Annotated in this window: 9 protein-coding genes and 1 pseudogene; all 10 read left to right on the top strand. The window is 37.1% G+C overall.

Annotated elements, in window-relative coordinates:
- The 10 genes and pseudogenes from D0817_RS23115 to bglX all read left to right on the top strand — a co-directional run bounded on the left by D0817_RS23115 (position 1) and on the right by bglX (position 15,490).
- On the top strand, positions 1–1,947 hold the full coding sequence (locus tag D0817_RS23115) for a DUF4861 family protein (protein WP_158286320.1): 1,947 nt from the start codon (positions 1–3) through the stop codon (positions 1,945–1,947).
- Between the two features lie 51 nt (positions 1,948–1,998).
- Positions 1,999–2,940: an RraA family protein gene (locus tag D0817_RS23120; protein WP_127340713.1), complete on the top strand. Its 942-nt coding sequence runs from the start codon at positions 1,999–2,001 to the stop codon at positions 2,938–2,940.
- A gap of 301 nt (positions 2,941–3,241) precedes the next feature.
- Positions 3,242–3,334 (top strand): annotated as a pseudogene (locus D0817_RS26555) (glycoside hydrolase family 30 beta sandwich domain-containing protein); the annotation flags it as partial.
- Between the two features lie 97 nt (positions 3,335–3,431).
- On the top strand, positions 3,432–5,054 hold the full coding sequence (locus D0817_RS23130) for a glycoside hydrolase family 31 protein (RefSeq protein WP_127340714.1): 1,623 nt from the start codon (positions 3,432–3,434) through the stop codon (positions 5,052–5,054).
- A 4-nt stretch (positions 5,055–5,058) separates the two neighbouring features.
- On the top strand, positions 5,059–6,483 hold the full coding sequence (locus D0817_RS23135) for a glycoside hydrolase family 125 protein (protein ID WP_127340715.1): 1,425 nt from the start codon (positions 5,059–5,061) through the stop codon (positions 6,481–6,483).
- A gap of 126 nt (positions 6,484–6,609) precedes the next feature.
- Positions 6,610–8,640, top strand: a complete 2,031-nt coding sequence (locus D0817_RS23140) for a glycoside hydrolase 5 family protein (RefSeq protein WP_127340716.1) — start codon at positions 6,610–6,612, stop codon at positions 8,638–8,640.
- 11 nt (positions 8,641–8,651) lie between these two features.
- Positions 8,652–11,219 carry a beta-L-arabinofuranosidase domain-containing protein gene (locus tag D0817_RS23145; RefSeq protein ID WP_127340717.1) on the top strand — a complete coding sequence of 856 codons (2,568 nt, stop codon included), beginning with the start codon at positions 8,652–8,654 and terminating at the stop codon, positions 11,217–11,219.
- A 2-nt stretch (positions 11,220–11,221) separates the two neighbouring features.
- Entirely contained in the window at positions 11,222–12,127 is a 906-nt protein-coding gene (gene rbsK, locus D0817_RS23150) for a ribokinase (protein WP_127340718.1), read from the top strand.
- 90 nt (positions 12,128–12,217) lie between these two features.
- Positions 12,218–13,216, top strand: a complete 999-nt coding sequence (locus D0817_RS23155) for a GRP family sugar transporter (RefSeq protein ID WP_127340719.1) — start codon at positions 12,218–12,220, stop codon at positions 13,214–13,216.
- 81 nt (positions 13,217–13,297) lie between these two features.
- Complete coding sequence (gene bglX / locus D0817_RS23160; protein WP_127340720.1) at positions 13,298–15,490, top strand: beta-glucosidase BglX; 2,193 nt, start codon at positions 13,298–13,300, stop codon at positions 15,488–15,490.
- Positions 15,491–15,510 lie beyond the last annotated feature (20 nt).

The raw sequence follows: 15,510 nt of genomic DNA on the forward strand, positions 1-15,510 counted from the left end.
ATGCGTATTTTATTCCATTATTTGACTTTCCTCTGGATCATCTTGGCCAATGCACAGCAAAATAAAACGACCTACAATGTTAAACACATTATCAAATCGGTTTACGACCAAGGCTTACAACACACCGAACTTGATTTTTATGCCGGCACACTGCTTCTGCACGGAATAAGCGAGTTTTCAGTTTTGCCTGGAAATGAAGAATTGCTTAAAAATACGATTTCAACCTATAAAAAATTCTCAGATGGTTCCATCAATGCAAAAGGGAGTCTTATATCATATGAGGCAGGTGGGTCTGGAGCGGCATTTCTGGCTTGGAAAAATGCTGCGACTGAGTTGGACAAACAAGTTAATGTAGCTGCAGCCAAGATGATGCATAAACAGAACCGTTCTCCCGAAGGCTTGATGACTGCTAATTTCGCCACTGGAGATAAAATTTTTATCGACGTTGCATTTGCAGTAAGTCCATACCTTTTATATGCAGGACTTAAATCTGGCAACCAAAAATATATAAATATGGCAGTTGATGAGACTATAGGGCTTTTCCGGATTCTTAAAGATAAAGAGACAGGTCTTTTACATCAGGCAAGAGGATTTGCAGGAGCGGGAAGTATCTCTGAGGACAACTGGAGCCGTGGCAACGGATGGGGGGCTTTTGCATTAGCGATATTACTACGTGACCTGCCAAAGACACACCCGAGATACAAAGAAGTTCAGAAATTAGGCAGGCAATTTTTTACAGCAGTATTAAAATATCAAAATAAAGAAGGACTATGGCATCAGGAAATAACAGACAAATCTTCCTACGTTGAAACTTCAGGAAGCGGATTACTCTTATATGGCTTGGGGATTATGCTTGAAGAAAAGATACTGGATCAAAAATATATCCGAAATTTCAAACTTGGCCTTGCGGGATATATGTCCTATATAGGAACAGATGGGTCTGTTAGTCATACCTGCTTCAGTTGTCTGGCGCCCAATCAGGGAACAAAGGAAGACTACAAATCCCGTCCATGGGTATTTAATGACCATCATGCTTTTGGTCCTGCCGTACTGGCATTTGCCCAGGCGTGCAAAATGGGTATAGAGGATGTTACGCCATTAAAAAAAATGGGTCATTATTCTATTGCAGACTCACCAAAAACCGTAAGGACCTATATGAAATTTGACAGGGGAAGCGATGTGGCTTGGGAAAATGATAGAATCGCCTATAGAGTTTATGGTCCTTCGGTAAGGTCTAAAGTGGGCAATGGTATAGATGTATGGACTAAAAAAGTAGATTATCCAATTATAGATAACTGGTACAAATTAAATGCTGAGGGAAAAGATTATCATATTGACAGGGGAGAAGGCTGTGATTTTTATCACATGGGCAAACTCAGAGGCTGTGGCGCTATAGGAGTTTGGGTTGATGGAAAGCCTTATGCTTCAGAAACTTTTGACAGTTATAAATTTCTTAAAAATCAGACAGATGGCGTTGGGGTACAGCTTAATTATCAAACATGGAATGCTCCGGGCATAACAGGTCTGGAAGAAAAAAAAATCATTGAAATGGGTCTAGGATCCAATCTTTTTAAAGTTACAAGTACCATAAAAAGTGATAGTGACCGTGAACTTGTTGTTGCCATAGGCATCACCACATACGGGCATCCCGAAATCTATAAAAACGAAAAATCGGCATCGGTAAGTACTTGGGAAAATACAAGTCCGGAGCACGGAAGTATTGGATCTGCCGTTTTTGCTGATCCTAAAAATTTTATTGGCTATGAATCATATCAGGGCGATCAATATCTTTTGATCAAGGTAAAAACCAACGTCCCATTTGTTTATTATGCAGGAGCAGGATGGGATAAGAGCATTTATTTTAAAAGCAAGGACGATTGGTTTAATTATATTAATTCGGAAGTCAAAACACTTGATTTTAAAGATGGTACAGCTATTTACAAATAATCCTGTTATATTCAGAGACTAAATTTTAAATTCATTTTAATACTATTAAATATGAAAATTAGGAATTTTTTAATGTTTACAATTCTTTTCATAGCAATTTATGTCAATGCACAGAATGTCATGCAGTCGCCAGATTATATTAAAGCTTTAACGACAGAATGGACGGGAGAGCGTTTTGCAGACGGACGGCCTAAGGTTTCAGATAATTTACTGGAAAGGTTAAAAGAGATTACCCTTGAAGAGGCATGGGCTGAACTTATTGAGAAAGGGTACTTCAATCAGTTTGAAGGTAATTGGAAACTGCTCAAAGAGAATGATAATACTGTAATGACTGGGCGTGCAGTAACAGCTCAGTTCATGCCTTCACGTACCGATCTTGAGAATCAGGTCATAGAGCAAGGAAAGACTGAAGGGCGCATGTGGCAGCAAAAACGTACTGTTTCCTGGGCCATGACCACATTGGTCGAGGGTGACTTTTATGTAGCTGATGGATATGATAAACAGTCTTATGGTACTGTAGTGGGCTCCAATTTAGGAAACGGAGTATGGGCGCGCTCACATCGGGGTGCAATCGTATACGGTCATATCAGGGACACCGAAGATTTGCGAAAGGTAGAAGGCTTTAATGCTTGGGTAAAAGGTACTGATCCATCCTACATGCGCAAAACACTCCTGACAAGTATTAACGCTCCCATCCGCATCGGTGAGGCAACCGTACTTCCCGGAGATGCAGTCTTAGCAAAAAAAGACGGCGTGATATTTATTCCCGCCCATTTGGTTGAACATATTGTACTGACTGGCGAAGTAACAGAGCTGTTCGATATTTTTGGACAGCAGCGTATAAAGGAAGGCAAATATACAGCTGGTACCATTGATAGTAAGTGGAGTGAGGATATTAAAAAAGATTTTAGAAGCTGGCTTAATACCTATAAGGGAAAACTCCCGATGTCAAGAAAAGAATTAGACTCGTTTTTGGAAAAACGTAATTTTTAAATATAAAATAAAAGTACAATACTAAATTTTTAACAACAACTAACTAATTATATATGGTTTCTTTTGATCAGCAACCATTTGGCAAAGCATAATGAGCAATTTTTTCTATTTATTGAACGATGCTTCCTATCCCTCCAGCAATTATCATAATATATTTGAAATCTTAATTGGTGGAGATAAACTTTAAATTAATTGCTCTGGCAAGCAATATTGCAAATGCATTATATTTTGGATATAGCTACGGTTATGAAGAGTAAAAGAAACTTTTTTAGATGGAAAAGTCACCTTTAGCAATTCAGAAGAAGATTTTATTGCAACTGGTTTCTTAAATCCGGATGATAGGTTAATCATAATTGTAATGAATGAGAAAGAGGTTGTCGTCCCATTAATTTAACTATCGAAAATCAAATTGCTAAAAGGGATATGCTTGCCAGATTGTATTAGTAAAATAATAATTGAATAATTTAAATTGGAATAAAAACAAAATAAAAATGAAAAAAAATGCCCTTATTTGTCTAGCCTTTATTTTTTCTTTAAATCTATTGGCTCAAGAGAATATTTCAGAAATAAAATCGATATCAGATGAAAAATGGTATGGAGCCTATACCGCCAAAGCTTTCTGCAACACCCCTCTCAAGGATATCACTTTTCAGCCTTATGGTCCCAATGAAAAGCTAAATGACCTTAGTGTTGATAATCGGGGCAATCAGGCAGCACCGCTTTTGATTTCCAACAAAGGACGTTATGTCTGGAGCGATCAGCCATTTGCTTTTGAATTTAAGGATGGCGATATGACGCTGCATTCAAATCATGAAAAAATCAATGCGGCAACATCAGGCAAAACTTTGCGTGATGCCTACTTAGGTGCCATGAAGCTTTATTTTCCTGCCTCAGGAAAAATGCCTAATGAGTTAATGTTTAAAATGCCACAGTATAATATGTGGATTGAGCTTAATTATAATCAGGATCAGCCAAAGATATTGAAATATGCCAATGATATTCTGGCAAACAATTTCCCTTCAGGTGTTTTTATGATTGATGATATCTGGTCTAAAGATTACGGGAATTTTGATTTTGACCCAAGTAAATTTTCCAACCCTAAAGCTATGGTAGATGAACTGCATAGTAAGGGATTTAAAGTAATGCTGTGGCTGACTCCGTTTGTTAGCCCAGATGGGAAAGAGTTTGGTCATTTGGCTAAAAACAAAGCAGTAGTATTAAAGAAAGATAGTACTAAACCTGCCATCATTAAATGGTGGAATGGCTATAGTGGCTGTTTGGATTTTACAAAACCATTTGCCGTTGATTGGTTACGATCTAAATTAAAAGGTTTGCAAAGTACTTATAGTATTGACGGTTTTAAATTTGATGCTGTTGATTCTGATTTTTATTCCAAAGGTTCAAGAGTTTTTCCTAATGATGATACAAATACCAACGGTCCAATTCAGGCTGAATTATTTGGAAAATTGGGTGCAGAGTTTGATTTTAATGAATTTCGTGCCGGCTGGAAGAATGGCAATCAGCCACTTGCACAGCGCTTGCAAGACAAAGGTTACTCTTGGGATGAATTAAAATTATTAATTCCTGACATGGTTTCTGCCGGTTTGATAGGACATCCTTACACCTGTCCTGATATGATAGGAGGCGGTTTGTTATCTAATTTTGAAAATATTGATTACTCAAAATTTGATCAAGAATTAATGGTGCGTTCGGCCCAAATTCAGGCATTGATGCCAATGATGCAGTTTTCTGTTGCACCGTGGAGAGTGTTGGATGAAAAGCACTTGGTAATTGTAAGGGAAGCTGCTCAGCTGCACGCAAAGATGGGTGACCATATTGTTGGACTGGCACGAAAATCAGCTATTGATGGGGAACCAATTGTGCGTCATCTCGAGTATTCGTTTCCAAATCAAGGCTTTGAATCTTGCGACACGCAGTTTATGCTGGGAGAAAAATACCTCGTTGCTCCTATGACAGTAAAAGGAAATAGCAGGTCTGTAAAACTTCCTAAAGGAAATTGGACAGATGAGCTGGGAAAAAAATATAAAGGTGGCCAAACTATCACTATTGACGTGCCTTTGAATCGTTTGCCTTATTTTATTAATAACAAATAAAAAGATGTACAAACGAAGAGACTTTATTAAAGGGACTGTAATTGCCGGTTTAGGCATTACGCTCTTGCCAGAAATGGTGTTTGCTAAAATGCCGGTTTTTGATTATAAGTCATTACGACCGGCATTAGCGGACAGGCGTTTTATTAGTAAGGCAGTTGAAAAAGAAATAGTTGAAGTATCTAAAAAGATAAAAGATAAAGAGCTGGCATGGCTGTTTAGTAATTGTTTTCCCAATACACTTGACACTACAGTATTTACTACTGTAAAAGATAATAAACCGGACACTTACATTATTACAGGTGATATAGATGCCATGTGGCTGCGCGACTCATCTGCACAGGTTTGGCCTTACCTCCCATTAATGAAAAATGACACAGAACTGGAGAAAATGATTGCAGGAGTAATTAACAGGCATGCTTACTATGTATTGATTGATCCCTATGCCAATGCATTTTTTAATGACAATGAAAGAAAGGGACATAATGATGAAACGTTGATGAAACCTGGTGTTCATGAAAGAAAATGGGAGGTGGATTCTTTATGTTATGTCATTAGGCTGGCTTATGGATACTGGAAACAAAATGCCGATAAATCATGTTTTGACAGCACCTGGTTAAAGGCAATGAAAGAGATTGTTGCCACTTTTAAAAATCAACAGCGTAAAAGTAATAACGGTTCTTACAATTTCAAACGCGTGACCAATCGGCCAACCGATACCGCTGCTGGCGGGGGTGCAGGCGCACCTGTAAATCCAATTGGGTTAATAGCTTCTGTTTTCAGACCCTCGGATGATGGTACTGTTTTTCCTTTTTTAATTCCATCCAATTATTTTGCTGTTGTATCGTTGCGCCAATTAGCTGAAATAGTAGAGAAACAATTTCAAGATGAAACTTTTTCATCAGAATGTTTGCAGCTTGCCAATGAAGTTGAAAATGCTTTGAAAGAGTACGCTGTCATAAATCATAAAAAGGCCGGTGAAATATTAGCTTACGAAATAGACGGATTTGGAGGTTGCTATCTAATTGATGATTCAAATATTCCCAGCCTGTTATCACTGCCCTATTTAGGAGCAATAAATGTGAATACTCCCTTGTATAAAAATACAAGGAAATTTTTACTTACACCTGGTAATCATCCGTATTATGCTGAAGGCAAAGTGGCAAAGGGAATAACGGGTCCTCATGTAGGAAGGGATATGATTTGGCCCATGAGCATTATTATGCGTGGTATTACATCAAATGATGAAATGGAAATAAAGGAATGTATTGAAATGCTTAAGAAAAGTCATGGCGGTACCGGTTTTATGCACGAGGCATTTTATAAGGATGACGCTACCAAATTTACCCGTAAATGGTTTGCATGGGCAAATACCTTATTCGGGGAATTCATTATAAAATTAGCTGATGAAAGGCCTCATTTACTAAGTTAATAATGCTATGGCCGAAATGGCAAAAAACACTGTTGGTATTGCTTGAGTAGGATTATAAAATATAAATAAATTTCGGTTTCTGCACATAAAATAAAATTTATGATGCATAAATACATACTATAACCAATGAGAAAGAAAGGATTTTTAAGAAGTGGGAATTTTGCACAGCATATAATAAAACAATTTATCGTTTTATTTATTTGCTGTACATTCAATACTATTTATGCACAAGAAAAATTACTCACTACTCCGGGTACATTTGCTGTAGGTGTCAATTATTGGTCATCTCACGCCGGAACCCATATGTGGAGGGATTGGAAACCTGAAATTATTGAGCAGGATTTTAAGCAGTTATCCGAGAATGGGATAAAGGTATTGCGGGTTTTTCCGCTGTGGCCTGATTTTCAACCCATTCATATCGTTTATTCAGGTAGAGGGGAAGCGAAATATTTTGCTTTTAAAGACGAACAGCCTTTACCTTTAACAGGAGTAGGAAGTGACGGTATGAGCGAAGAGCAATTGAAGCACTTTGAAGTTTTTGCAGATTTAGCACAAAAACACAATTTAAAATTGGTAGTGGGCCTTGTAACGGGATGGATGAGCGGTCAGCTTTATTTACCACCCGCTTTAGAAGGAAAAGATATCATGACCGATCCAGTTTCATTGGTTTGGCAACAAAAATTTGTAACTTCTTTTGTAAAAAGATTAAAGAATAAACCTGCCATTATAGCCTGGGATTTTGGAAATGAGTGCAACGAAATGCAAAAATTAGAGAATCACAATCAGGCCTATGTTTGGTCTTCCATAATTTCGGGCGCTATTAAAAGTGCAGACAATACCAGACCAATTATTTCTGGAATGCACAGTTTGCAAGCGGAGAATAATGCCACTTGGCGAATTATTGACCAAGCGGCAACAACCGATATTCTAACTACCCACCCTTATTCTTTGTGGACAAAATATACCAGTCAGGATGGAATAAACACAATGCGTACCATTTTGCACGCTGCTGCCGAAACCAGATTATACGGAGATATTGGAGGGAAACCTGCCTTAACTGAAGAAACTGGGGTTATGGGCCCCATGACGGGAGGCGAGAAAGAGAAAGCCGCTTTTGCAAGAACAGCTTTATTCTCTAATTGGGCTCACGACTGTATGGGAACTTTTTGGTGGTGTGCTTACGATCAATTGAGTTTTAAATATCCTCCTTATAATTATGCTTCTGTTGAAGCAGAGTTGGGTCTTATTAAGGAAGATAGAACACCAAAACCAGTTATGTCCGAATTGAAATCTTTCAGTAATTTTATTGATAAATTGCCTTTTAAAACATTACCTGCTCGCAAAACGGAAGCCGTTTGCATTTTAACTGAAGGACAAGATTCCTGGTCGGTTGCGTATTCTAGTTTTGTATTGGCAAAGCAAGCCGGTATTGATTTTAAATTTCAAAAAGCAGATCAGGAATTGATTGATTCACCACTGTATTTACTGCCTTCCTTAAAAGGAATAGATCCTTTTTATAAAGAGTATTGGTTTAAACTATTAGAAAAAGTAAAAGGCGGATCAACATTATATATTTCTTTAGACGATGCTTATTTACCTACTTTTAACGAACCACTAGGTGTTGAAGTTTCAGTGAATGAAAAACGCAGGGGTTCAATTGCTTTCAATGCAACAATCAATTCAGAGCCATTAATTTTTACTTCAAAATCCGAACGAAAATTGAAAATTGACCCTAAAAAAACAACTGTTTTAGCGGCAGAAGAAGATGGCAATCCGCTTTTGTTAAAAACCAGTTACGGTAAAGGATTTATTTATTTGTTGACTTTCCCGCTAGAAAATAATTTAAGCACCACAACTGGTGCTTTTGATAAAGGACAACCTAAATATGCCGCTATTTATAAAGAAATTGCAAAACCTTTACTAGAAAAAAGAGTTTTACAACAATCTAATCCTTTTATAGGCGTAACGGAACACGATACTAACGCTAAAGAGAAAGTCATCATTCTTATCAATTACAGCATAGACGATATTGTGTCGGATGTTGTGGTAAAAGAAGGCTGGAAAGTTAAATCTGCATTGTATGGGAATTTACCCATTTCGGATTCAGTTACAATTCCAGCAAATGATGCAATAGTTTTGAAAATCAATAAATTATAATAGTACTAATCATGAATCAATTTAAAATTATCATTCTTGCCATACTTCTCTGCTTGGTAAGTGGAACAGCAAATGCTCAGGCTTTTGTCCTTGAAGGGTCTTGGAAGATCACTTTTGAAGATAAAAAAGAATTTAGTCAATCGGAATTCAATGATAGCTCTTGGGAAAGTTTGACGGATTTGAAATGGAGCGACGATCATAAGACAACAGCCAACAGAACCTTGTGGATCCGAAAAAAAGTAATCATACCTTCTTCTTTGAAATCCGAATTTGAGAAAACCGGTTTATTGACTTTGAGTATGGGAAAAGTGCTTCAAAGCGATGATACTTACCTAAATGGAAAGTTGATTGGTTCAACAGGTTCAGGTGATACCTATCGAAATTATTTGGTAGCAAAAGAAGATATATTATGGGATACAGAAAATATCATTGCCCTTAGGGTGAGTCATTGGGGGGCATTTAAAATTTCTAAAATCCCAACATTCACCGCTGCAGCTCCTTCCAATTTTTTTGTCTATAAAAGCACTATTAAAAATGGAGATGTTAAAGGTACAATTCAAAATAAAGAGTTAGAATATCAATTAGAAATTACCAATAAATCTCCAAAAAAGATAGATGGATTTTTGCTGGCAGATTTTTATAATTTTCAGGGTACAAAAATCCATAGTTCACAAAAAAACATTGTGCTTGGAGTGGGAGAAAATCCAATTGTTTTTCCATACAAATCGGCATCCCCTTTTTTGAAAGTAGTATATACACTTAGCGTTCCTTCATTCGATTATACCAGTCAATGGAATGCAGAATACGGTTATGAAAGTATCATCTACAAGTCAGCTTTGCCAGTTGTTCAATACAAAGCATCACAAAAATATATCCCTGCAGACTTAAATAAAATTGCAATTGATGGCTGGTTGGGAGATAGACTTAAAGCCAACACAGAACAGCGGCTTCAAAAAGTGGATGAAGAAGCATTATTGGCAGGTTTTATTAATCGCCCCGGTAACCATTCCTGGATTGGAGAGCATGTAGGTAAATTTTTGGAAGCAGCTTGTAATGCCTATGATAATAAAGCAACCCCAGAATTAAAAAATCAAATTGACAGAACAGCCCAACAGCTTATTGGCGCTCAATTGGAAGATGGTTATCTGGGTACTTATGACATGGACAGCCATTGGACCAGCTGGGATGTGTGGAGTCATCGTTATGATTTAATGGGATTATTACGCTATTATGAACTTTCCGGATTCAAACCCGCTCTGGCATCAAGTGAAAAAATTGGCGATTTGTTAATGCAGACTTTTGGTACAGAGAAAGGACAAAAAGATATTGTAAAAGCGGGTGGACACGTGGGTATGGCAGCAACCTGCATTTTAGAATCAATGACAGAACTTTATCGTTTTTCAGGCAATAAAAAATATCTAGAGTATTGTTATGGACTGGTAAAAAGTTTCGACAATCCAGGTGGTCCGAGAATAATTACAACTTTGGACGCAGAGGGAAGAGTGGATAAGGTTGCCAATGCCAAAGCCTATGAAATGATGTCTAATTTTTTAGGAATTGTAAAATTGTATCGTTTAACTAATGATAATCAATTTTTAAAACCAATTGAAACAGCTTGGAATGATATTGTGAAAAGTCGACTATATATCACAGGAACCACTAGTTCTTTCGAGCATTTTCAAGACGATCATGTTCTGCCGGGCAGCCATAAGGATAATATGGGAGAAGGTTGCGTGACCACTACCTGGGTTCAGCTTAATTATCAGCTTTTTTGTATTACAGGTGAAATGAAATATTTAGATGAATTGGAGCGCTCCATATACAATCATTTAACGGGAGCAGAAAACCCGCAAACGGGCGGTGTTAGTTATTATACTCCATTGGTGGGCAAAAAGCCTTTCCGAACAGTAATCACTTGTTGTATGAGCAGTGTGCCTAGAGGAATTGCCATGATACCGCTATTTGGAAACGGAAAAATAAACAATAACCCTGCCTTTTTATTGTATCAGCCAGGAACATATAGTACAGTGGTTAATAAAAATAAAATTGCCTTTACAACAACTGGCGACTTTTTGAAGGATGGAAAAGTAACCATAACTGTCGATAGCAAAAGTAAAGTTCAATTTCCTGTTGAATTTAGAAAACCATATTGGGCAAGTGATTTTAGCATTCAAATAAACGGTCAGAAACAAATAATTGCCCAAAAGCAAACCACCTCAATTGAAAGAGTTTGGAAGAAAGGCGATAAGATAGAAATCAGTTTTATTATGCCAATTATAGTACTAGATGGAGGGAAAAGTTATCCAAATCAAATTGCCTTACAACGAGGCCCTCAAGTATTGGCCTACGATCAAAGGCTCAATAATGATTTTGATTTTAATGCTATTACTATAAACACAGCCAATATAGAACTAAAACCAGCTAATTATTCTTTACCAAAAAATTGGGTAGGCACAGAAAAATTCCAGCTTAAAGCCAACAGTGAGAAAACCAGCAAAAGTATCATACTGGTACCTTATGCCGATGCAAGTCAAACTGGCGGAATAATTTCTACATGGCTTAAAAAACAAAATAATTAATTATGAGCAATAAAATAATTGTAGTTGGGAGTTCCAATACTGATTTGGTATTGAAAACGGAAAGATTCCCAAAGCCAGGCGAGACTATTTTGGGTGGTGATTTTTATACTTTTCAAGGGGGAAAAGGAGCCAATCAGGCAGTTACTGCGGCAAGGGCAGGCGGTGATGTTACTTTTGTTTGTAGGTTGGGGAATGATACTTTCGGCAATGACGCTATTAATCATTATGGCAAGGAGAATATTGATGTAACAAGCATTTTTCAAGATCCCACAGCGCCAACAGGTGTGGCAGTGATTACGGTGAATGGAGAGGGAGAAAATTCTATTATTGTAGCCTCTGGAGCCAATGCTTTATTGAATGTAGAAGATGTGGAAAAAGCCATTAAAAATACAGGAGAAACCAATTGGTTTATTACACAATTAGAAACCCCTATAGAAGTTATCGTTTATTTGGCAAAGTATGCCAAAGACAACAACAAGAATTTGGTTTTGAATCCAGCTCCAGCGGCGGTTTTATCGGATGAAGTGTATGATGGACTGTTTTTGATCACGCCTAATGAAACCGAAACCGAATTGCTGACCGGTATTAAAGTTGTCGATGAGCTTACTGCCAGCCAAGCATGCGAGATTTTTAAGGCAAAAGGTGTTCAAAACAGCATCATTACTTTAGGCAGTAAAGGTGCTTATTTATCGACTGAATCTTATACAGGAATTATTGAATCAAAGAAAGTAAAAGCTATTGATACAACAGCTGCCGGAGATGTATTTAACGGAGCGTTAATTGTGGCATTATCGGAAGGCAAAAACTGGAAAGAGGCGGTTGAATTTGCCTGCAAAGCTGCAGCTATTTCAGTAACAAGAATGGGTGCCCAAACATCGGCTCCAACAAGGAATGAGATTGATCAATAACCAAATAATTGTGTTTTATGAAAAATATATTCTCGCTTTTTATATGTTGTCTGTTTATCTCAATATTTTATAATCTTTAAACAATAAATTATGTTTGTAATTCATTCGTATACTACGGCCATATTATTTTGTTTCATCACAATGTTGTGCTGGGGCTCATGGGCTAACACTACCAAACTCAGCTCTGCCAAATGGCGTTTTGAATTGTTCTATTGGGACTATGCTTTTGGGATTTTAATTTTGTCATTAATAATGGCATTTACACTAGGAAGCAATGGTGTGACAGGAATGTCTTTTTTAGAAAATATCGAACAAGCAGACAATAGCAATTTGATCTCTGCATTCATTGGAGGAATTGTTTTTAATCTGGCAAATATTCTGTTGGTTTCAGCCATTTCATTAGCAGGTATGAGTGTTGCTTTTCCAGTAGGAATTGGAATTGCGCTAATATTAGGAGTTTTGGTTAATTATTCTGCCAATCCGCAAGGAAATGTAACCTTATTGTTTGGAGGTGTAGCGCTAATTGCAATTGCCATTTTGTTGAATGCGAGGGCATACAAACAGGTATCGAAAGATACTGGTTCTTTTTCTGTAAAAGGATTAGTTCTCGCAATTGTAGCGGGGGTACTAATGGGCTTTTTCTATAAATATGTTGCTGTAAGTATGGCTACTGATTTTGAAATTGGAGAAGTAGGTAAACTCACGCCTTACACAGCTTTGGTATTGTTTGCTACAGGTATTGTGGTGAGTAATTTTGTTTTTAATAGATTGCTAATGCGTTATCCTTTTGCTGGAACTCCACTACGTTTTCAAGATTATTGGAGCGGTTCAAAAAGAGATCACTTGGTTGGTATTTTAGGAGGAGTGATTTGGCATTTGGGAATGTCTTTTAATATTATCGCTTCAGGAAAAGCAGGCTCTGCTATCTCTTATGGATTGGGGCAAGGAGCAACCATAGTAGCTGCTATTTGGGGGATTTTTATTTGGAAGGAATTTGCCAACGCCACAAAAGCAACGTACAGAAATTTATATTTAATGTTATTGTTGTACGTCATCGGTATTGTCTTAATCATTCTGGCAAAAAACTAATTGGATTAAATATCATTAAAAGAGAAAAACCTATAGTGGTTACTATCAATTAATTTAAAAATAAATATAATCAAAATAAGAATGAAAAAAATAGCAATTGTATGTTGTGTTCTTTTGTCCCATTTAATAGTGGCGCAAGTACCAGTATATAAAAATAAAACAGCTGCTGTTGAAAAGCGTATAAGTGATTTATTAAACAAAATGACAATTGAAGAAAAAATCCTGCAGTTAAACCAGTATACTTTTGGTGTTAATAGCAATCCCAATAATATAGGTCCGGAGGTAAAGGGATTACCGGCTGGAATTGGTTCACTAATTTATTTCAGTGCCGATCCGGTTTTAAGAAACACCATCCAAAAAAAGGCAATGGAAGAAACCCATTTGGGCATTCCTATTCTTTTCGGTTTCGACGTAATTCATGGGTTTCGTACAGTTTACCCTATCTCTATTGCACAAGCCTGTTCTTGGAATCCGGAATTAGTAAAACTAAATTGCAGTGAAGCAGCAAGAGAGTCTGTTTTGTCAGGTGTTGATTGGACTTTTTCACCTATGATTGATGTTTCTCGAGATCCGCGATGGGGACGCGTATCGGAAGGATATGGTGAAGACCCTTATGTAAACGCCGTTTTTGGAGTTGCTTCTGTACAAGGATATCAAGGCAAGAATTTGTCAGATCCATTCTCTATTGCCGCTTGTTTGAAACACTATGTTGGTTACGGCATGAGTGAGGGCGGGCGTGATTATCGTTTTAGCGATGTTTCGGCACAGTCATTATGGGAAACTTATTTGCCACCTTATAAAGCGTGTATTGATGCTGGAGCCGCAACTGTGATGAGCGGTTTTAATGATATTAGTGGTGTACCGGCAACATCTAATTATTACACATTAACCGAGATCCTAAAAAAACAATGGAAATTTGACGGATTTGTAGTATCGGACTGGAATGCGGTAGAGCAGTTAATATACCAGGGTGTTGCAAAAGATAAAAAAGAAGCAGGACAAAAGGCATTTATGGCTGGTGTAGAAATGGATATGAAAGACAATATCTATTTAGAAAATTTTACGGCATTAATTGCCGAAAAAAAAATACCGATCTCGGCAATCGATGATGCTGTTTCTCGTGTCCTGAGAGTGAAATTTAATTTGGGATTATTTGATAATCCGTATACGGAAATTGTTGACGAGCCATCTCGTTACCTGCAGCCAAAAAGCAAACAATTGGCAACTAATTTGGCTGAAGAATCAATGGTTTTGCTGAAAAATAAATCCAATACTTTGCCTTTAAGTTCAAAAATAAATAAAATTGCATTGATTGGACCGATGGCCAAAGACAAAGAAAATATTTTGGGTTCGTGGTCATTTAATGGAAAATCAGAAGATGCGGAAACTCTTTTTGAAGGAATTCAAAAGGAAATTAAAAATGCAGCAATCAATTATGCATTAGGCTGTGATTTTGATGGAGTTGATGAATCAGGTTTTGTCGAAGCTGTTGCCAAAGCAAACGAATCTGATGTTATAGTACTTTGTTTAGGCGAAAAGAAAACGTGGAGTGGTGAAAATGCTTCGCGCTCTACTATTGCTTTACCGGAAATTCAGGAAAAATTGGTGTCAGCACTTAAAAAAACAGGCAAACCAATTGTTTTAGTTTTGTCAAATGGCCGTCCTTTGGAGTTAGTGCGTGTAGAACCTTTAGTGGATGCTATTGTCGAAATTTGGCAGCCGGGAGTTGCAGGCGGGACTCCTTTGGCTGGAATATTGTCAGGCAGAATAAATCCTTCTGCAAAATTGGCTATTACTTTTCCTTTAACAACTGGTCAAATACCAACCTATTATAGTATGCGTCAAAGTGCCAGACCTTTTGACAAACAAGGAGATTATCAAGATATTTCAACCGAACCTTTGTATTGGTTTGGACATGGTTTAAGTTATACTAATTACAAATATAGCCCAGTAAAATTATCTGCAACAAAAATAAATAAAAATCAAAAAATAACAGTCAATGTTGATATTACCAATACTGGAAAAGTAGATGGAAAAGAAACAGTTTTTTGGTATATATCAGATCCCGTTGCATCTATTTCTCGTCCCGTTAAAGAGCTGAAGTTTTTTGAGAAGAAAGAAATAAAAGCTGGACAAAAAGTTACTTTTAAATTTGAAATTGATCCGAAAAGCGATTTGAATTATTTTGATTCCACAGGAAATAAAATACTCGAGCCAGGCAATTTTTACATTTATGTTGGGAATGAAAAAGTTGAATTTGAACTCACTGATTAAAAATTTATTTAATTTAGATA

The organism is Flavobacterium cupreum, assembly GCF_003996965.1.
Lineage (GTDB): Bacteria > Bacteroidota > Bacteroidia > Flavobacteriales > Flavobacteriaceae > Flavobacterium > Flavobacterium cupreum.